Origin of the sequence: Pandoraea sp. XY-2 (assembly GCF_004193915.1) — a bacterium.
GTDB lineage: Bacteria > Pseudomonadota > Gammaproteobacteria > Burkholderiales > Burkholderiaceae > Pandoraea > Pandoraea cepalis.
Map to the genome: position 1 here is coordinate 3,528,070 of NZ_CP030849.1, position 17,798 is coordinate 3,545,867.

Here is a 17,798-nt window from a genome sequence, read left to right on the forward strand (position 1 = left end):
CGTATTCTGTGTAAAACGACTTGTTCGGTCCTGCCGCCGCCCGGCGTTCGTCACCGGCGGCGTTGCAGCCCATTCGTCAGACGCGGTTCGGATCGAACTGCGCCTTGTTGCCCTTGCCGTAGACCTTGAGCGCGCCCTTCTCGCCCACGGCGTTCGGACGAATGAAGATCCAGTTCTGCCACGCCGACAGACGGCCGAAGATGCGGGTGTTCATCGTCTCCTTCCCGTTGAAGCGCAGGTTCGCCTCCAGGCCGGTGAGCGCGTCGGGCGACATGGCCGCTCGCTCTTCGATCGCGATGCGGATTTCGTCCGGCCAGTCGAGATCGTCGACCGCGGCCGTGACCAATCCGAGACGTTCCGCCTCATCGGGGCGCACCTGGCGGCCGATCGTGGCGCGCACGGCGTCGAGTTCCGCCGCGTCTTCATAGAAACGCCGTGCCAGACGCGATTGATCGGTGACCATCGGCAACAGGCCGAAGTTGACTTCGGTGAGCGTGATCGCCGGTTCGTCTTCCTCGCTGGCGGGCAGCGCCGCCATATACGTGCGGTCGGCCGCGAAGGCGAATTCGGCCAGCGTGCCGGTGAAGCACGAATCCGGTTCGATCAGCGCGAAGAGCGAGCGTGAGGACACGTCGATACGCGCAAACGTGCGGCGCAGCATGCCGATGGTCTCGCGCACCAACCAGTGATCCTGATGGGCCAGCAGCGATGCATCGGCCGCCAGCACGTGTTTCGCCTCGCCCTCGGTGCGCAGCAGCCACGTGCCGATATCGAGTTCGTTCGTGCGCAGATTGAGGATGGCGTCGTCGAGTTCGCGTGCCATTTTCAGCGGCCACCAGTTCACGCCGGCGGCCTCGATACCGGCGATGTCGGCCGGCGGCGCGGACTTCGGCGCCTTCACGGTGAGGCTGGCGGTGCGGTTGGCGCGGTCGATTTCCACGTCGACGAATTCGTAGCGGATCGCGTCCGGCTCGTCGGTGCGCTCCAGGCGCGTGAGCGTCACGCCCTTGCCGCCCGGACGGTCGCTGCCTTGCGCCAGTTCCAGCGCACGCGCCGACACCGTTTGTGCGAATTGCGCGGGCTTGACCACCTCGTCGACCAGCCGCCATTGCTTGGCACGCTCACCGCGAATGCCCTCGACGACGGTGCAGAAGATGTCGGCGCGGTCGTTGCGCACGTGACGCTTGTCGGTCAGGCGAGTCAGGCCGCCGGTGCCCGGCAGCACGCCCAGCAGCGGCACTTCCGGCAGCGAGACCGACGACGAACGGTCGTCGACCAGATAGATCTCGTCACAGGCCAGCGCCAGCTCGTAGCCGCCGCCCGCACACGCGCCATTTACGGCCGCGAGGAACTTCAGCCCGGAATGGCGGCTGGAATCCTCCAGACCGTTACGCGTTTCGTTGGTGAACTTGCAGAAGTTGACCTTCCACGCATGCGTGGACAGGCCGAGCATGAAGATATTCGCACCGGAGCAGAACACGCGGTCCTTGGCGCTCGTGACGACCACCGTCTTCACTTCCGGGTGCTCGAAGCGGATGCGCTGAACGGCATCGTGCAGTTCGATGTCCACGCCGAGATCGTACGAATTGAGCTTGAGTTTGTAGCCTTCGCGAATGCCGCCGTCTTCCGAGATATCGATGGCGAGCGTCGCCACCGGGCCTTCGAAGCTCAGTTTCCAGTGCTTGTACTGCGTGGGATCCGTACGATAGTCGACGTGGGGTTTGCCGAACATGATTGCCTCCAACACGAATAATGATCTTGTTGGATTGCAATATAGTGCAGCACAATTCCTCCGTCAACTAATTTACCAAATAAAAATGAATTATTTTGCATTCCAATGATGGTCAATCTGACGACAATTGCACGGCGAGGCGTCCACGCAGCTGCAAATAGGCGTCGGCCAGCACCCGCCCGCCGGTGTCGAAGCTCATATCCGCCTTGGCATAAAAGTCTTGGCGGCCGGCCAGAATACGCTTGAGGTCGTCCATCGCTTCCGCGTTGCCCGACATCGGACGCAGATCGCCCTGCGCCACCACCCGCTTCATATGCTCTTCGGGCGACGCCTGCAGCCATACCGTATAGCAGTGAGTGAGCAGGAAGTTGAAGGTCGCCGCGTCGCTCACGATACCGCCCGGCGAGGCGATCACGGCACGCGGGTGCTCGGCCACGACCGCCTCGAGTGCACGCAATTCATAGCGGCGATAGGCGCTCGCACCATAAAGCGAGTAGATCTCCGACGGCGGGCACCCCGCCAGTTGTTCGATCACGCGATTGAGTTCGACGAACGGCACGTGCATGTCGTCGGCGAGCATGCGGCCCAGCGTCGACTTGCCCGCGCCCCGCAACCCGATCAGCGCGATGCGGCCACGTCGGTCCGGGTCGCGCTCGCTCCCGGCAAACAGCTCGCTGAGCGCCTGACGCGCACGCGTGAGCGCCTCGCCGTCGCGCCCGTGCAGAATTTCCCGAATGAGCAACCATTCCGCTGACGACGTCGTCTCGTCGCCCACGATTTCAGCCAACGTGCAATTTAGTGCCTGTGCGAGCTGACGCAGGAACAGCACAGACGCGTTACCGACACCCGACTCCAGATTGGCCACGTGGCGCTCGGAAACACCGGCGTCCAGCGCAAGCGCCTTGCGCGTCAAGCCACGCCGGGCGCGCAGCGTGCGCACCCGCTCACCCAGCGCGACCAGAAACGGGTCTTTCTCACCGGCGCCTCGCGCCGTCGGCACCCCATCGGCTTGCGCACTCTTATTCATCAGACAAGATCCTCAATGCAGGTAACATGTAATATATTGCTTGACAGACAAAATTGCATGCTCTAATTTTCACCATGCGCCGATAAAAAAGCAAACGCGGACCGGACATCCCGAGTCTCGCCATTGATCGGCGTCGTATCGACGTCCCCAGGAGACATGGATGGATGTGCCCCAATTCCAGGCGCTGATCGCCGACCTGACGCGGCAACTCGATGGCCGCGTCCTCGACGCCCTGCTCGCCGACTGGCTCAATGCGCATTACGGCGCCGGCTCCGCAGGCTATGAAGCGCTGGCCGACGCCTGCCGCACCGGCGTTGCCGAAGGCTGGCTGTGCAACCGCGAAGGCGGCGGCATTCGTTACGGACGCGTCATCAAGCCCACTCCCGACACGCACGGCTTTTCCGTCGACGTGGTGGACATGGCCGATCTGGCCGGGCCGCACCACGTGCATCCGAACGGCGAAATCGATCTGATCATGCCGCTCACTCCCGGCGCAACGTTCGACGGACACCCCGCGGGCTGGTGCGTCTACGGTCCCGGCACGGCACATCGACCGACGGTGGCCAGCGGGCGCGCCCTGGTGCTGTACCTGTTGCCCGGCGGCGCCATCGAATTCACGCGCAGCGCCTGATCCGGCGCCCGCCCCGTCCCTGATATCCCTCGGTTCATGCTCATGCCATCCCCTGCCTTGCTGGAAAATTACGTCGCTGGCCAATGGGTGGCCGGCGGCGGCGCGCCCACCGCGCTCACCGATCCCGTGACGGGCGAGATCCTCGCCTTCGTATCGAGCGCCGGACTGGATCTCGACGCCGCGTTCACCTTTGCGCGAGACGTCGCCGGCCCGGCGCTGCGCGCCTTGTCGTACGGCGAGCGTGCGCAGCGCCTCGCGCAGATCGTTGCCACGCTGCAGGCGAACCGCGACGACTACTACGCCATCGCCACCGCCAATTCGGGAACGGTCGCCACCGACTCCGCCGTCGACATCGATGGCGCCATTTACACCCTGTCGACGTATGCCAAGCTCGGCGCAACGCTGGGCGACGCGCACACGCTGCTCGACGGCGCGGCGGCGCCGTTGGCCAAGGATGGGTCGTTTGCCGTGCGTCATGTGTTCCGTCCGACACCGGGCGTGGCGCTGTTCATCAACGCGTTCAACTTTCCCGCCTGGGGACTTTGGGAGAAGGCCGCTGGCGCGTTGCTCTCGGGCGTGCCGGTCATCGTCAAACCGGCGACCTCGACCGCCTGGCTCACGCAGCGCATGGTGGCCGATGTGGTCGCCGCCGGTCTGCTGCCGCCGGGCAGCCTGTCGGTGATCTGCGGCAGCGCCGCCGGTCTGCTCGACCGGATCGGCCCGTTCGACGTGGTCTCCTTCACCGGCTCGGCCGACACCGCCGCCACGCTGCGCGCGCATCCGGCGTTTACCGAACGCTCGGCGCGCATCAACGTGGAGGCCGATAGCCTGAACAGCGCCGTGCTGCTGCCCGACGCGACGCCCGGCACCGCCGCGTTCGACCAGTTCGTGCGCGAGGTGGCGCGCGAGATGACCGTCAAGGCCGGCCAGAAATGCACGGCCATTCGGCGCGCGATGGTTCCCGTCGCGCACTTCGATGCCGCGGCGGCCGCCATGGCCGAGCGTCTGGCCAAGACGGTCGTCGGCAATCCACGCAACGAGGCCGTCACGATGGGCTCGCTCGTGAGTCTGGCGCAGAAACGCGCCGTGCTCGACGGCATCGCCCATTTGCAGGCGGAAGCCGAAACCCTCTATGACGGCAATCGCGAGACCACTTTCGTCGACGCCGGTGCCGACAGCGCGTGCGTGGCCCCCGTGCTGCTCGGCCTGCGCGATGGCGCGCGCGGGCAGCGCGTGCACGACACCGAAGTCTTCGGCCCCGTCGCGACGCTCGTCGGCTATCGCGATCTCGACGAAGCGCTCGCGCTGGCCAAGCGTGGGCAGGGCTCCCTCGTCGTCTCGCTATACAGCAACGACGCCGTGGCGATGCGCGCCCCCGCGCTTGCGCTGGCCGACGCACACGGCCGTGTGCATGCGGTCGACCCATCGGTCGTGAAGACACAGACAGGCCACGGCAACGTCATGCCGCAATCGCTGCATGGCGGCCCGGGCCGCGCCGGCGGTGGCGAAGAACTGGGCGGTTTGCGCGCGTTGCGCTTCTATCACGTGCGCTCGGCCGTACAGGGGCCCGCCGCGCTGATCGAAGCGATCACGCAGGATGCTGTCGAACTCCCGAAGGCGTAATCTGTTCTTCAGCGGCTGTCGCAAACCGTCGCAGTCAAGGTGATTCATTCAGGCGCCGCCAGAGCGCCGACAAGTCCTCACGCCGCGCGTGCACGCGTCCAACGCGTGCGCCGTGCGGTGATCCACCGGAGACACCATGGAAGCCGTACTCACCCCACCGCCGGCGAACTTCAACTTCGCCGCGCATCTGGAGGCGCTCAACCGCGGGCGCGCTGCCAAGACTGCTTATCTCGACGACACGCGCGCGCTCACCTACGGCGAGCTGGCCGAGCAAAGCCGACGTTTCGCGACCGGACTCGCGCGCGCGGGGATTCATCGTGAAGAGCGCATTCTGCTCATCATGCTCGACACCATCGACCTGCCGGTCGCCTTTCTCGGCGCCCTGTACGCCGGTGTGGTCCCCGTCGTCGTCAACACCTTGCTCACGGCCGACGATTACGCCTACATGATCTCGCACAGCAAGGCGCAGCTCGTGATTGCGTCCGGCGCGCTCCTGCCGACCGTACAGGCCGCGCTCGACAAGGTGGGCGAGGGCGCGGCGCCGCCGCCGTGCATTGTCTCGCAACCGATCGCGACCGAGGCGGGCAACGCACGTGCCCTGCCGACCTTCAACGCCCTCATCGACGGCCCCCCGAGTGCACTGCCCGCCGATACCGACGGTGACGACATCGCCTTCTGGCTATATTCGTCGGGTTCGACCGGCAAGCCCAAGGGCACCGTGCACACGCACGCCAACCTGTACTGGACAGCCGAAACCTATGGCCGCCACGTGCTCGGCATTCGCGAAGACGACATCGCCTTCTCCGCGGCGAAGCTCTTCTTCGCTTACGGGTTGGGTAACGCATTGACGTTTCCGCTCTCGGTCGGCGCGAGCGTCGTGCTGATGGCCGAGCGACCCACCGCGCAAGCCGTGGCACAACGGCTTCGCGAGCATCGCCCGACGATCTTCTACGGCGTGCCGACGCTCTACGCCAATCTTCTCGCTTCACCCCACCTGCCAGCCCGTGAAGACGTGGCGCTGCGGCTGTGCACGTCGGCGGGCGAGGCGTTGCCGCGCGAGATCGGCGAGCGGTTCACGGCGCATTTCGGGGCGGAGATTCTCGACGGCATCGGCTCGACCGAAATGTTGCACATCTTCCTGTCGAATCGCGCCGGCCAGGTCGCCTACGGGACGACGGGCGAACCGGTGCCGGGCTACGCCGTGGCATTGCGCGACGAGGACGGTCATCCCGTGCCCGACGGCGAGATCGGCGATCTGTACATCAAAGGCCCGAGCGCAGCGCTCATGTATTGGTGCAATCGCGACAAGACGCGCGCGACGTTCCTCGGCGACTGGCTCAAGAGCGGCGACAAGTACCGGCGTCTGCCCAATGGGTATTACGTCTATGCCGGGCGCAGTGACGATATGCTCAAGGTCAGCGGCCAGTACGTCTCGCCCATCGAAGTCGAGATGGTGCTGATGCAGCATGACGCGGTGCTGGAGGCAGGCGTCGTGGGACGCGACGATGGCGGCCTGACCAAGACACAGGCCTTTGTCGTGCTCAAGCCCGGCATCGCAGCCACCGACGAGATGGCCACCGAGTTGAAGGCCTTCGTCAAGGCGCGCCTCGCCCCGCACAAATACCCGCGCGAATTGGTGTTCGTCGACGATCTGCCGAAGACGGCGACGGGCAAGGTGCAGCGCTTCAAGCTGCGCGAGTTGCTTTAGGAGACGACAAGACGATGTCGGACGTACAGTTCGCCCGGATCGAGACGGCCTCGCACGGCCCGCTCTCGCTGGAATACCGATGGATCAACCGTGAGCTTGCCGATGCGCCGCTGCTGGTCTTCCTGCACGAGGGGCTGGGCTCTGTTGCGATGTGGAAAGACTGGCCGCAGCAGTTGTGCGACGCGGGCGGCTTTCGCGGGCTCGTCTATTCGCGCAACGGCTATGGCCGCTCCACCCCGCGTGAGCCCGGCGAGAAATGGCCGGTCGACTTCATGCACCGTCAGGCGCGGGAAGTGTTGCCCGCGTTTCTCGATGCAGTGGGCGTCGGCCCCGAGCAGGCCGCGCACGTGTGGCTTGTCGGCCATAGCGACGGCGGCTCGATCTCGCTGCTGTTCAGCGCAGCATTCCCCGACCGGCTCGCCGGTGCGGTCGTGCTCGCCCCCATCTGTTCGTCGAAGATCTTTCGGTGCAGAGCATCGCGAAGACGAAGACGGTGTACGAGACGACCGACCTGCGCGCGAAACTTGGCCGCTATCACGACGACGTCGATTCGGCGTTTTGGGGTTGGAACGATATCTGGCTGGACCCGGCGTTTCGCGAGTGGAATCTGGTCGGCGCGGTGGCGAGTATCTCGAAGCCGCTGCTCGCGATCCAGGGCGAGGACGACGAGTACGGCACGATGGCGCAGATGGACAGCATTGCCACGCATGTGCCGCACGCGAGCGTAGTGAAGCTGCCGGCATGCGGACACTCACCGCACCGCGACGCGCCCCAGCCACTGGCCGAGGCCATCATCGCGTTCATTGGCCGCCATCACGCGGCGGCAAACCGTCAGGCGGCATGACGTGACGGGCGCGCGCCCACCGAGGGAGGGCACCCGTTGCGACGATGTCCGTCGTCAGATCACGCGCACGCCGGGCGTACCCGGACGCATGGCGCCAATGATGCCGGCTTCGTGGAAGCCGTCTGCGCGGAAGACCGCGAGCACATCGTCGACCGCGCCGGGCGCGCACGACACCAGCAGGCCGCCCGCCGTCTGCGGATCGCACAACAGATCGCGATCACGCGTCGTCAGCCGCTCCCCCAGCTCGACCGACGCCCCGTAGGACGCCCAATTCCGGCCAGACGCGCCGGTAATGCACCCTTGGTCGGCCAGTTCGCGCACGCCGTCGAACAGCGGCACGTCGGACATGCGCAGATACGCCGCCAGATTCGCGCCGCGGCACATTTCGAGCGTGTGGCCGAGCAGACCGAAACCCGTCACATCCGTGAGTGCATGCACGCCGGGCAAAGCCGCGAGCGCCGGGCCGACACGGTTCAGGCGCGTCGTGGCGTCGATCATGCGGCGATAGCCCGCCGCATCCAGTTGGTTCTTCTTGAGCGCCGCCGACATCACGCCCACACCCAGCGGCTTGCCGAGCACGAGTACGTCGCCCGCCTGCGCATCGGCGTTGCGCTTGAGCCGCTTCGGATGCACCACCCCGAGCGCGGCAAGACCGTAGATCGGCTCGACCGAATCGATGCTGTGCCCGCCGGCAATCGGAATGCCCGCCTCGGTGCAGACCGATTCGCCGCCGCGCAGAATTTCGCGAATCGTCTCGCGTGGCAACACGTTGATCGGCATGCCGACGATGGCCAGCGCAAAAATCGGCTTGCCCCCCATCGCATAGATGTCGGACAGGGCGTTGGTCGCGGCGATGCGGCCGAAGTCAAACGGGTCGTCGACAATCGGCATGAAGAAATCCGTCGTAGCGATGATCGCCTGCTCATCGTTGAGCTGGTAGACCGCGGCGTCGTCGGAGGTTTCCGTGCCCACGAGCAGCGCGGCGGGTGTCGGCAGCGGCGTGTCGTTGCGGGCGAGCAGTTCGGAGAGCACGCCCGGCGCGATCTTGCAGCCGCAGCCGCCGCCGTGCGAGAGCGAAGTGAGACGCGGAGCGGCCGGCGTGGCGCCCGCTTGGGTTGCATCGATTGCGGTCATGGTCGTTGGTGTGCGTTGCGAATGGCCGGGAACCCGTCACAAGGCGTGCGGCAGCCTCGATCGGCGCGTCGCCGGCGAGAAATTCGCACTCGCTGCGCCCGGAATGACGACAGTTTGCCAAAAGTCGACGTATTATGAAGCAGCTTTTGCACGTCGATTTGTCTCGAAATGGCGGTCGACGGCATAAGGCGACCGATTCACCGCGTCCCGCCATCGGGGGGACGCCAATGCTGCCGCATCGCAACACCCTAACCACTACGCGCCGTGAGCGCTGACGCCTAAGGGGACCCCACCATGCAACGCCGCCGCTTCCTCTCGCTGGGCGCCTTCGCCCTGCCCGCCTCCGTTCTGTCCACCTCGCTCGTTCCGGCCGCGGCCCAGGCCGCGTCGACGGACTCACCGTCGCCGCGCCCGGCCGACGGCTGGCGTACGTTCGAGCTGACCACGCGCGTCGACTTGCCCGCCACGCGAGGTCCGGCGAATGTCTGGCTGCCGGTGGCGATATCGCCGTCCGGTACCTACCAGCATGCCCTTGGCACGCGCTGGGAGGCCCCGGGGCGAATGCCGCGTTGCGCATGGTGCATGGCGCATCGGGCATCGGTGTGCCGATGCTCGCGGTGGCATGGCCCGAGGGGGCGGCCCAGGACACTCGCACCGTCACGTTGGTGAATACCTTTACCACGCGCGATCGATCCGTTGACTTGTCGCAGCCGCCCTCGGCCAACGCCCCGCGCGAATCGCCGGAGGTGTTGCGTCAGTATCTCCAGCCGACAGCGCTCCAGCCGACCGACGGCCTCGTGCGCGAGACGGCCGAGAAGATCACGCGCGGCGAGACGGGCGATGTGGCAAAGGCGCGCGCCATCTATCAGTGGATCGTGGAAAACTGCCGGCGCGAAGGCACCGTGCGCGGCTGCGGCACGGGCGACGTGCGCTACATGCTCACCACCGGCAACCTTGCGGGCAAATGTGCCGACATCAACGCCCTCTTCACCGCGCTCGCGCGCTCGGTCGGCATCCCCGCCCGCGATGCCTATGGCGTGCGCGTCGCGACGTCGCGGCGGGGTTTCAACAGTCTGGGCAAGGCGGGGGACGTCACGCGGGCGCAGCATTGCCGCGCCGAGTTCTACGCGGCCGGCTACGGGTGGGTGCCGGTCGACCCGGCCGACGTGCGCAAGGTCATGCTCGAAGAAGTGGCCGGCGGTTTGCCGATCGACGACCTGCGCGTGCGCGCCGCGCGTGCGATGCTCTTCGGCCAATGGGAAATGAACTGGGTCGCGTTCAATCACGGCGCGGACATTGCGTTGCCGGAGGCCCCGGGCGCACTGGCGGCGCGCGAGAGCACCGTGCCGTTCCTCATGTATCCGAACGGCGAAGTGGCGCACGCCCGACTCGACAGCCTCGATCCAGACACCTTCCGCTATCGCATGAACGCCCGCGAAATCACCGCCTGACGTCACGCACGAAGGAGCGCACCGCCATGCATCGCCGTCATTTTCTTCACACCCTCGGCGCCCTCGGCACGGCCGGTGCGCTGGGGGGCATCGGCGCACCGGCGCGGGCCGCCGGGCCGGTCAATGGGGCGGCGGAAGTCGATGACAGTGCGCTCGCGGGCACATCCGGCGGCACGCTCTCGGCGTGGCGCGGGGCCACGCCCGCCTTTACACTCGACGGACTCGACGGCCGGCCGCACGCCTTGTCCGAATGGCGCGGGCGCGTGGTCATCCTCAACTTCTGGGCCACCTGGTGCGGCCCCTGCCGCGAGGAGATTCCGGCGATGGGCGAGGTGGCACGTCGATACCGTCAGCGAGGCCTCGCACTGGTCGCCGTGAATTACAAGGAACCGCTGGCGACGGTCAAGCCGTTCGTCGACAAAATCCCCATCGACGGCACCGTGCTGCTCGACGCCGACGGTGCCGTCTACAAGCGTTTCGGATCGCTCGGCCTGCCGGCCACCTATCTCGTCGATCGCGCGGGCAACGCGCGCTTCTGGCGCATGGGCGAACTGGAATGGAGCGACGTGGGACTGCACGGGCATATCGAGGCGTTGCTCACGCAAAAGGGGGGCACGACGGCCTGAGCGTGTGTCGTTGCCGCCCCCCTACGCCATCAAGCCTCTTCCGACTTCCCTCCTTCCCCCTCATTCGGCCGCGATCGACTGCGCGGCCTCGCGCACATGATCGAGCAGTCGCGCCGTCGGCCCGGCGAGCACGCCTTCGCGGTGGGCGCAAAACAACGGTGCACGTGGCGCGGGCGCAAGCGGCCGGTAGACGATACCTTCCACCTGCATGCGCATGAGCGATGCAGGCACGACCGACACGCCCAATCCCGCCGCGACGAGCGAGAGCGTCGTCAGCAGACGCGGGGCTTCCTGCTCGATGTTCGGACTGAAGCCTGCGCCATGGCACGCCGCGATGATGGCGTCGTACAGCCCCTGCCCTGTGCGGCGTCGATACAAAATCAGTTTCTGCGAGGCAATGGCCGTCATCGGGACGGCCGCTTTTCCCGCCCGCCCCGTCAGGGCCAGCGGATGCGCCGACGGGACCGCGAGCACCATCGGCTCTTCGAGCACCGGTACGAAGACAATCTGCGCGGTGTCCCCCTGTGGCTGGCGTACGAATGCAACGTCCAGATGCCCGTCGCGCAGGCCGTCGAGCAGCTCGCTTGTACTGCTCTCGTCGAGCATCAGCGAGACGGCTGGCGCATCGCTTCGGAAGGTACGAATCACCGTCGGCACGAACGGGTGCAGCGCCGCGGAACTGGTCAGGCCTACCGACAGCCGTCCCTTGATGCCGGCCGCGACGCGGCGCACGTCGTCGACCGCCTGATCGAGTTTGCGCACGACCTCGTACGCGTCTCCAAGAAACGCCTGGCCGGCGTCGGTGAGCGCCATGCCGCGCGGCAGGCGTTCGAAGAGCGTCACGCCCAGTTGGCTTTCCAGCACCCGGATCTGTTGCGAGAGCGGCGGTTGTCCGATGCCCAGACGCTCAGCCGCGCGCGTCATGTGCCCCGTTTCGGCCACCGCAATGAAGTAGCGCAACAACCGCACGTCGATATTTGCCATATTGATTCGATATGATTCAAGTCACTTCCATATATTGGACAATATAGCGCAATCCGCCTACGCTCAAGGGGTTCCGCGCGGCATCGGTGCTGTCCGTCCTTCGATGGCCCGCTGTCGTGCGTCCCCCACCGCAGTCCCGTTTTCAGATCGAACCTGCCATGAGCCTTCCGGCCCCCTCCGCACCTGCCGCTTCCGGCGCGCCCGCCACAACGCCGGCACCGCCGGTTGCCGACGCCCCAAGCATTCGCGCCTTGTTCCTGGGCTTCCTCGGCCTTGGCATGACCGCGTTCGGCGGAGCGCTGCCGTTGGCGCGTCGGATGATCGTCGAGAAGCATCGATGGATCACGCCCGCCGAATTCACCGACTTGCTCGGGCTGTGCCAATTTCTGCCCGGCGGCAACATCATCAATCTGTCCGTCGCGCTCGGCATGCGCTTTCATGGTTGGCGCGGCGCGCTCGCATCGATCCTCGGCCTGATCGCCGTACCGTCGGCGGTGGTGATCGCGCTGGGCACGATCTATCAGCATTTTCAACACGACCCGCACGTGCGGCATCTCTTCGCCGGACTCGCCGCGGCCGCGGCCGGGCTGTTGATCCAAATCGCCTGGAAAGTCTCGTGGCCGCTGCGCAAGTCCGTGGTGCTTGCCGCGGTGGCGGCGGCGTGTTTCATCGCCATCGCAGTGCTGCGCCTGCCGCTCGTGCTCACCATGCTGGTGATGACCCCGATCTCCCTTTACGCCACGTGGCGGGTGTCGCAATGACCGGCACCCTCGTCTCGCTTGCGCTCATCTTCTCGCAGCTGTCCGTGCTGGCCTTCGGTGGTGGCAACACCATCCTGCCGGAGATGGAGCGTCAGGTCGTCGATCTGCATCACTGGATGACGTCGGAACAATTCAGCGCACTGTTTGCGCTGGGGCAGGCGGCGCCCGGCCCGAACCTCATGATCGTGCCGCTCGTCGGATGGCACGTGGCCGGCTGGCAGGGCATGCTCGTGACATCGCTCGCGAAGTTCGGGCCATCATCGCTCATCACAATCGGCGTGTTGCACCTGTGGGAGCGCTTCAAGGACCGGCCATGGCGTCGCCTTGTGCAGGCCGGTCTGGTGCCGATGACAGCGGGACTCGTTGCCGCGAGTGCGGCCTTGATCGTCGAAGCGTCGGCGACATCGTGGTGGCTCGGCGGGATCACGGCGGCCGTGGCGGTGCTTGCGATCCGCACACGCGTGCATCCGCTGTGGTGGCTCGCCGCGGGCAGCATCGCGGGTTTGCTCGGCGGGGCGTACCTGTAGCGGCAGCGGTCGCGCCCGCCGCTTACATCACCCCCTGCCCGCCTCGCGCACGTGCGCGTACGACGCGTGCCAGTGATCACGGCCCAACGCGGCGATTCCGTCGACCAGATGCATCCAGTCGGTGGACCCGATCACCAGCGATGCGGGCGTATCGCCGCGTGCCAACGCCGCAAGACGCGGCGGACACGGCGTGCGCCGCCCGGACCTTCCAGGCCTTCCGGCCACCAGCATCACTCGGGCAATCCATGGCGCAACGTCCATCGGAATCGCCGGGCCCCGAACATCTCCCGCCTGCGGCACCGGTTCGTCGGTCCAGCGCCAAGCGAAGCGCGCGCTGATACTCGCGCGTGTCGCGACGCCCATGGCGTCGAGGACGCGCTCGCAGGTCATCCCGCGTTCGGCAGCGGTATTCAGCGCGCGGACGGCGAGATTTCGCCAGTCGCCGTCGCCGCCACAGTCATCGCGTACGCTGGCGGCGAACAGCGCGACCACGCGGGATCGAACGCGTCGCAGGGCCTCCGGATGGGTCAGCATCGCGCGGGCGGCTCGCGTGTCGTCCGAGAGGTCGTCAGTTGTCTCCAACGGATCGAAGAGTTGGACATCGACCGGATGCACGCTGAAGGTCGGCGAGCCCTCGGCATCGTGTCGCCAATCGGGTTCGAGACGTTCGCGCAGCAGCGCGAAGGCAGCATCGTCACGGATCAGCGAGGGACGGTCATCGCTCAGGTTGAGCGCGTGCCGGACGGCGCCGGACAGCCGGAAACCCAGGCCATGGGCCAGTAGCTGGCAAAGCCCGACGACGCGGTCGCTTTGCGCCAGGCTCGCTTGCGGCGTGTCGGCGAGATGCAGAATCAGCGATTCCGCGATGCGCAGTTCCGCGAACTTGCGACGCGTCGTTGTGCTGGCGCGTTGCGAAACCGCAGTGGGTGGCAGGGGATGGGTGGCGGTCTGCGTTGCGGCGAATGCCGCCAGACACTGGCGCATGGCCGTGACTTCCTCCACGGTCCGACGCCGCAGTTGCGCATCGGTGTCGAGCGCCCACTCGCGCAGCGCGCCCTCGCCCGCCGTGCAGGCACGCTCCAGCGCGCGCAGCTCGGGCCAAAGGTATCGGCACGTGGCGCCCACCGTGACGGCGCTCAGCGCACAGGCGAACGTCACGTCAGCGGCCCCGGGGAGTGCTGCGCCGTGTCGCTGAAACCTTAGGCTCGCGCTTTGCCATGCGTCGTTGAGCAGGTGATGCAGTCCGCTGTCTCGCCAACACAAGGCCGCGCCTGCAAAATTGCCGCGGAACCCTTCGTGCAGGCAGTTCATCGCGTCGTCGGCCAGGCGCAGGAATGGGTTCACCGGGTGGAATGCTGCATGGGACACGAATGGCATGTCGCCGCCTCCTGGATGTCGTAGAAACGAGCATCGTCCGCCGTCGCGGCGCGAGACGCTTCAGGATTCGCCCGCCCCGCTGTCGGACAGCCTCACGCGGAATCTGGGATGATGGCGGCATTGCGTCGCCACCGAATCCGTTGGAGGCTCCATGTCGATCGTCCCCGAGTTGGCCGCATCCCGTTTCGCTTTGCTTGGGCCGCTTGGGCAACTCGCGCGCTCGTGGGTCCCGACGTGTCGACGTGATGGCCCTCGGCGCGCGGGGACGCGTGCGTTTGTGGGCAGGCTGACGGTCGTGGCCGCCGGCCTGAGCGCGGCGGTGGCATGGGCGGGCGGTCCTGCCCCGGAGCCCCTTCTCTTCTCAAAGGCCGCGCCGGGCGGTGCCTTGCCGTCCGGATGGCGAAACCTGCCGGTCGTGAGCGGGAAGAAACTCACGACCTACACCGTCGTCGTCGATGGCGGGCACAACGTCATCGAGGCCACTTCGGTCGACTCCGCCTCGGCGCTCATGGCCCAGGGCGACGGCGTCGACCTGAGCGTGACGCCCGTCGTGTCGTGGCGCTGGAGAGTCGACCAGGCGATACCGGGCGCCGACAATCGGGTGGGCGACAAAGAGGATTCGCCGGCGCGGCTGGTGTTCTTCTTCGACGGCAACACATCGTCGCTGCCGTTCGGCGATCGGGCGGCCATGGCGCTGGCCAAGGCGGGGGCAAAGACCTACCCTATGCCACGCTGATGTATATCTGGTCCAACGATGCCGCGCCGGGCGGCGTCATCCAGAACCCGCACACCGATCGGGTGCAGATGCTCGTGGTGGCGGGCGGCAATGCGTCGCTCGGCAAGTGGCAAACGTTCTCGCGCAACGTGGCGGCGGACTACGAACGCATCTACCGGGAGAAGCCGGGCAAGCTGCTCGGCTATGGCATCTTTACCGACAGCGACAACACGCACGCCAGCGCGCACGCCTGGTACGGCGACGTTCGGTTCGGCGCGGGAAAGTGACGCCACGGCGTGCGCCGCGCGCAGGGCGATGTCGAGAGACATTCCGCGTCCGGTTTTATCTGCCGACACTGATTCGAGAGGCGACGACCATGCCGTCGAAAAAATCCCGGAAAGCCCCGTCTGACGGGGCCTTTGCGCTATTACAACAGTCACTTGCGTGCTACGCTATCTCGCCTAGAATCTGAGCCAGAGTTTGTCGACGGGCTCATTGCTGTTCACGCCTCTCACCGCCCCGCGAGCGCCATGCAAAAGAATCGCCAGCCCAAGGACGTTACGTTCGCTTCCAGTCCGGTATTGCAGTCGCGCATGTCGATGTGGCGCTCCAAGTTCGTCGTCATCACGATCACCCTCGCGTTCATCGGACTGGTCGCACGAGCGTTCTGGATTGCCGGCCCGGGCAATAGTTTCTATATCGCGCAGGGCGAAAAGCGATACGAGCACACCATTGTCATGCCTGCGGTGCGCGGCAAGATCGAAGATCGCGATGGCCGCGTACTCGCGACCAGCCTGCCGATGCGCACCATCTGGGCGGTACCGGCCGAGGTGCCGGACGACTTGTCCGACAGTGCCCTGCAGAAGGCCAGCAAACTGCTCGACATTCCCACGAAGGAACTGCGTGCCAAGCTCATCGGCGAGAAGAAGTTCGTCTATGTGAAGCGTCAGGTCTCGCCGGAGATCGGCAAACAGATGGAAGTCCTGGGCATCCCCGGCGTGTACGAAAGCAGCGAATACAAGCGTTTCTACCCCGAAGGCGAAGTCGCGGCGCATGTGGTGGGCTTCACCAATGTTGAAGACAAGGGCCAGGAAGGCATGGAGCTGGGCGAGGAGCCCTTGCTCGAGGGCAAGGCGGGCGTGCGACGCGTCATCAAGGACCGCATCGGCCGGACCATTCAGGATCTCGACGATTCCAGCCCGCCGCGAGACGGCAAGGACATTCGCCTGACGCTGGATACACGTGTGCAGTACATCGCCTACGAGGCGTTGAAGAATGCACTGGAACGCACGGGGGCGAAAGCGGCGATGGCGGTCGTCATCGATGCCAAGTCCGGCCAGGTGCTGGCACTGGCCAACTTGCCGACCTACAACCCGAACGACCGAGCGCATTTGACGGGCGAGCAATTGCGCAACCGCGTGTTCACGGATGTCTTCGAACCGGGCTCGATTCTCAAGCCGTTCACCATGGCACTGGCGTTGGACCTTCATCGGCTCACGCCGACCACGCTCATCGACACGGGGCCCGGGCGATACGTCTTCGAAGGCGCGACCATCAGCGACGACAGCGCGAATGGCGTGTTGACGGCAGCGGGTGTCATTCAGAAGTCGAGCAACATCGGCATGACCAAGGTGTCGACGATGTTGCGGGCGGAGGAAATGTGGGACATGTTCACCGAGATCGGACTGGGTCAGCAGCCGAAGCTGGGGTTCCCGGGCGCGGTATCGGGGCGTTTGCGTCCGTACAAATCGTGGCGGCGGATCGAGCAGGCGACGATGGCGTACGGTTACGGGATCTCGGCGTCGCTGTTCCAGTTGGCGCGGGCGTACACGATCTTTGCCAACGATGGCGTGCTCGTGCCCATCACCATTATCAAGCCGGATACACCGGTGCAGCCTGAGGGCGTGCGGGTGATCGACGCGCACACGGCGGCCGAGATGCGTCAGATGCTGGCAGGCGTGGTCGATACGGGCGGCACGGCCACGACGGCACAGGTGGCCGGTTACAGCATTGGCGGCAAGACCGGCACGGCTTACAAGGCGGGCGCGCATGGATACGACCACTCGAAGTATCGGGCATCGTTCGTGGGGATCGCGCCGTTGTCGGCACCGCGCCTGGTGATTGCGGTATCGGTGGATGAGCCAAAAGCGTCGCAGCACTTTGGCGGTCAGGCGGCGGGACCGGCGTTTGCGGAGATTGCATCGCAGGCGTTGCCGTTGCTGGGGATTCGTCCAGATCTGCCGGTGCGGCCCGGGGTGATCCTCGCCGCGCCGACGTCGGATACGCCGCCGGATGACAAGGCGGCGTCGCACGGATAGGGCTTTTTGGGCTTGATATCGGTTCGTAGCGTCTTGTAACGTCTTGTAGCTCCTCGTAGCTCCGTGTTGCCCCCTTATGTCTTGATGCGCCCGGTCGCTTCCCACGTTAGCGGCAAATCGGATTGGGGGCCGCCCGCGGCACTCCAATGCCTGTTAAGTCGCACCGCGGGCGGCCCCCAACCCGATATGTCAACGAAAGCGATGCGACGACACCCATCGGACAACCCCGGTGGGCGTCGACAGGAGGCTTGAACGACGCTCTCCAGTGCCCCTCCCGATCCGTCAGCGCAAACGATGTGACGACGCCGATGAGGCGACGGGGCTGGAATCACAGGATGCG

At 66.1% G+C, this 17,798-nt stretch carries 14 protein-coding genes and 1 pseudogene; 10 read left to right on the plus strand and 5 right to left on the minus strand.

Annotation, left to right across the window (positions count from 1 at the left end; genetic code table 11):
- Window positions 1-76: 76 nt before the first annotated feature.
- Complete coding sequence (gene boxC, locus DRB87_RS15830; RefSeq protein ID WP_130026586.1) at window positions 77-1,732, minus strand: 2,3-epoxybenzoyl-CoA dihydrolase; 1,656 nt, start codon at window positions 1,730-1,732, stop codon at window positions 77-79.
- 112 nt (window positions 1,733-1,844) lie between these two features.
- Window positions 1,845-2,759, minus strand: coding sequence for a helix-turn-helix transcriptional regulator (locus DRB87_RS15835; RefSeq protein ID WP_017234256.1), 915 nt, complete (start codon window positions 2,757-2,759; stop codon window positions 1,845-1,847).
- A 160-nt stretch (window positions 2,760-2,919) separates the two neighbouring features.
- Between DRB87_RS15835 and DRB87_RS15840 the strand changes: the two genes are divergently transcribed.
- The 4 genes from DRB87_RS15840 to DRB87_RS15855 all read left to right on the plus strand — a co-directional run bounded on the left by DRB87_RS15840 (window position 2,920) and on the right by DRB87_RS15855 (window position 7,449).
- The gene (locus DRB87_RS15840; protein WP_130026587.1) at window positions 2,920-3,390 is read left to right on the plus strand and encodes a DUF4863 family protein; all 471 of its coding nucleotides are present in this window, start codon (window positions 2,920-2,922) and stop codon (window positions 3,388-3,390) included.
- Window positions 3,391-3,426: 36 nt separating this feature from the next.
- The gene (locus DRB87_RS15845) at window positions 3,427-5,013 is read left to right on the plus strand and encodes a 3,4-dehydroadipyl-CoA semialdehyde dehydrogenase (RefSeq protein ID WP_130026588.1); all 1,587 of its coding nucleotides are present in this window, start codon (window positions 3,427-3,429) and stop codon (window positions 5,011-5,013) included.
- A 136-nt stretch (window positions 5,014-5,149) separates the two neighbouring features.
- On the plus strand, window positions 5,150-6,721 hold the full coding sequence (locus tag DRB87_RS15850; protein WP_130026589.1) for a benzoate-CoA ligase family protein: 1,572 nt from the start codon (window positions 5,150-5,152) through the stop codon (window positions 6,719-6,721).
- A 149-nt stretch (window positions 6,722-6,870) separates the two neighbouring features.
- A complete protein-coding gene (locus tag DRB87_RS15855; protein WP_370364001.1) occupies window positions 6,871-7,449 on the plus strand; it encodes an alpha/beta fold hydrolase in 579 nt (192 codons plus the stop codon).
- A gap of 170 nt (window positions 7,450-7,619) precedes the next feature.
- On the opposite strand, the gene selD is transcribed toward DRB87_RS15855, so the two are convergent.
- Window positions 7,620-8,699: a selenide, water dikinase SelD gene (gene selD, locus DRB87_RS15860; protein WP_130026590.1), complete on the minus strand. Its 1,080-nt coding sequence runs from the start codon at window positions 8,697-8,699 to the stop codon at window positions 7,620-7,622.
- A 575-nt stretch (window positions 8,700-9,274) separates the two neighbouring features.
- Between selD and DRB87_RS15865 the strand changes: the two genes are divergently transcribed.
- Entirely contained in the window at window positions 9,275-10,150 is an 876-nt protein-coding gene (locus tag DRB87_RS15865; protein WP_370363100.1) for a transglutaminase-like domain-containing protein, read from the plus strand.
- 26 nt (window positions 10,151-10,176) lie between these two features.
- On the plus strand, window positions 10,177-10,776 hold the full coding sequence (locus tag DRB87_RS15870; RefSeq protein WP_130026591.1) for a TlpA disulfide reductase family protein: 600 nt from the start codon (window positions 10,177-10,179) through the stop codon (window positions 10,774-10,776).
- Between the two features lie 60 nt (window positions 10,777-10,836).
- On the opposite strand, the gene DRB87_RS15875 is transcribed toward DRB87_RS15870, so the two are convergent.
- A complete protein-coding gene (locus DRB87_RS15875; RefSeq protein ID WP_130026592.1) occupies window positions 10,837-11,760 on the minus strand; it encodes a LysR family transcriptional regulator in 924 nt (307 codons plus the stop codon).
- A gap of 158 nt (window positions 11,761-11,918) precedes the next feature.
- Between DRB87_RS15875 and DRB87_RS15880 the strand changes: the two genes are divergently transcribed.
- Complete coding sequence (locus DRB87_RS15880; protein ID WP_206100030.1) at window positions 11,919-12,521, plus strand: chromate transporter; 603 nt, start codon at window positions 11,919-11,921, stop codon at window positions 12,519-12,521.
- A complete protein-coding gene (locus DRB87_RS15885) occupies window positions 12,518-13,048 on the plus strand; it encodes a chromate transporter (protein ID WP_017234266.1) in 531 nt (176 codons plus the stop codon). The genes DRB87_RS15880 and DRB87_RS15885 overlap by 4 nt, the downstream gene beginning before the upstream one ends.
- Window positions 13,049-13,075: 27 nt before the next feature.
- On the opposite strand, the gene DRB87_RS15890 is transcribed toward DRB87_RS15885, so the two are convergent.
- The gene (locus tag DRB87_RS15890; protein ID WP_130026593.1) at window positions 13,076-14,425 is read right to left on the minus strand and encodes a hypothetical protein; all 1,350 of its coding nucleotides are present in this window, start codon (window positions 14,423-14,425) and stop codon (window positions 13,076-13,078) included.
- 151 nt (window positions 14,426-14,576) lie between these two features.
- Between DRB87_RS15890 and DRB87_RS24300 the strand changes: the two are divergent.
- Both DRB87_RS24300 and DRB87_RS15900 read left to right on the plus strand, forming a co-directional pair.
- A pseudogene (locus DRB87_RS24300) lies at window positions 14,577-15,427 on the plus strand (DUF3047 domain-containing protein).
- 243 nt (window positions 15,428-15,670) lie between these two features.
- Window positions 15,671-17,458, plus strand: a complete 1,788-nt coding sequence (locus DRB87_RS15900) for a penicillin-binding protein 2 (protein ID WP_130026594.1) — start codon at window positions 15,671-15,673, stop codon at window positions 17,456-17,458.
- Window positions 17,459-17,798: the final 340 nt, after the last annotated feature.

Bases quoted from the DNA above. Each gene is read 5' to 3' on its own strand.
- boxC (WP_130026586.1), bottom strand. From the start codon at position 1,732: ATGTTCGGCAAACCCCACGTCGACTATCGTACGGATCCCACGCAGTAC.
- DRB87_RS15835 (WP_017234256.1), bottom strand. From the start codon at position 2,759: ATGAATAAGAGTGCGCAAGCCGATGGGGTGCCGACGGCGCGAGGCGCC.
- DRB87_RS15840 (WP_130026587.1), top strand. From the start codon at position 2,920: ATGGATGTGCCCCAATTCCAGGCGCTGATCGCCGACCTGACGCGGCAA.
- DRB87_RS15845 (WP_130026588.1), top strand. From the start codon at position 3,427: ATGCTCATGCCATCCCCTGCCTTGCTGGAAAATTACGTCGCTGGCCAA.
- DRB87_RS15850 (WP_130026589.1), top strand. From the start codon at position 5,150: ATGGAAGCCGTACTCACCCCACCGCCGGCGAACTTCAACTTCGCCGCG.
- DRB87_RS15855 (WP_370364001.1), top strand. From the start codon at position 6,871: ATGTGGAAAGACTGGCCGCAGCAGTTGTGCGACGCGGGCGGCTTTCGC.
- selD (WP_130026590.1), bottom strand. From the start codon at position 8,699: ATGACCGCAATCGATGCAACCCAAGCGGGCGCCACGCCGGCCGCTCCG.
- DRB87_RS15865 (WP_370363100.1), top strand. From the start codon at position 9,275: ATGGTGCATGGCGCATCGGGCATCGGTGTGCCGATGCTCGCGGTGGCA.
- DRB87_RS15870 (WP_130026591.1), top strand. From the start codon at position 10,177: ATGCATCGCCGTCATTTTCTTCACACCCTCGGCGCCCTCGGCACGGCC.
- DRB87_RS15875 (WP_130026592.1), bottom strand. From the start codon at position 11,760: ATGGCAAATATCGACGTGCGGTTGTTGCGCTACTTCATTGCGGTGGCC.
- DRB87_RS15880 (WP_206100030.1), top strand. From the start codon at position 11,919: ATGAGCCTTCCGGCCCCCTCCGCACCTGCCGCTTCCGGCGCGCCCGCC.
- DRB87_RS15885 (WP_017234266.1), top strand. From the start codon at position 12,518: ATGACCGGCACCCTCGTCTCGCTTGCGCTCATCTTCTCGCAGCTGTCC.
- DRB87_RS15890 (WP_130026593.1), bottom strand. From the start codon at position 14,425: ATGCCATTCGTGTCCCATGCAGCATTCCACCCGGTGAACCCATTCCTG.
- DRB87_RS15900 (WP_130026594.1), top strand. From the start codon at position 15,671: ATGCAAAAGAATCGCCAGCCCAAGGACGTTACGTTCGCTTCCAGTCCG.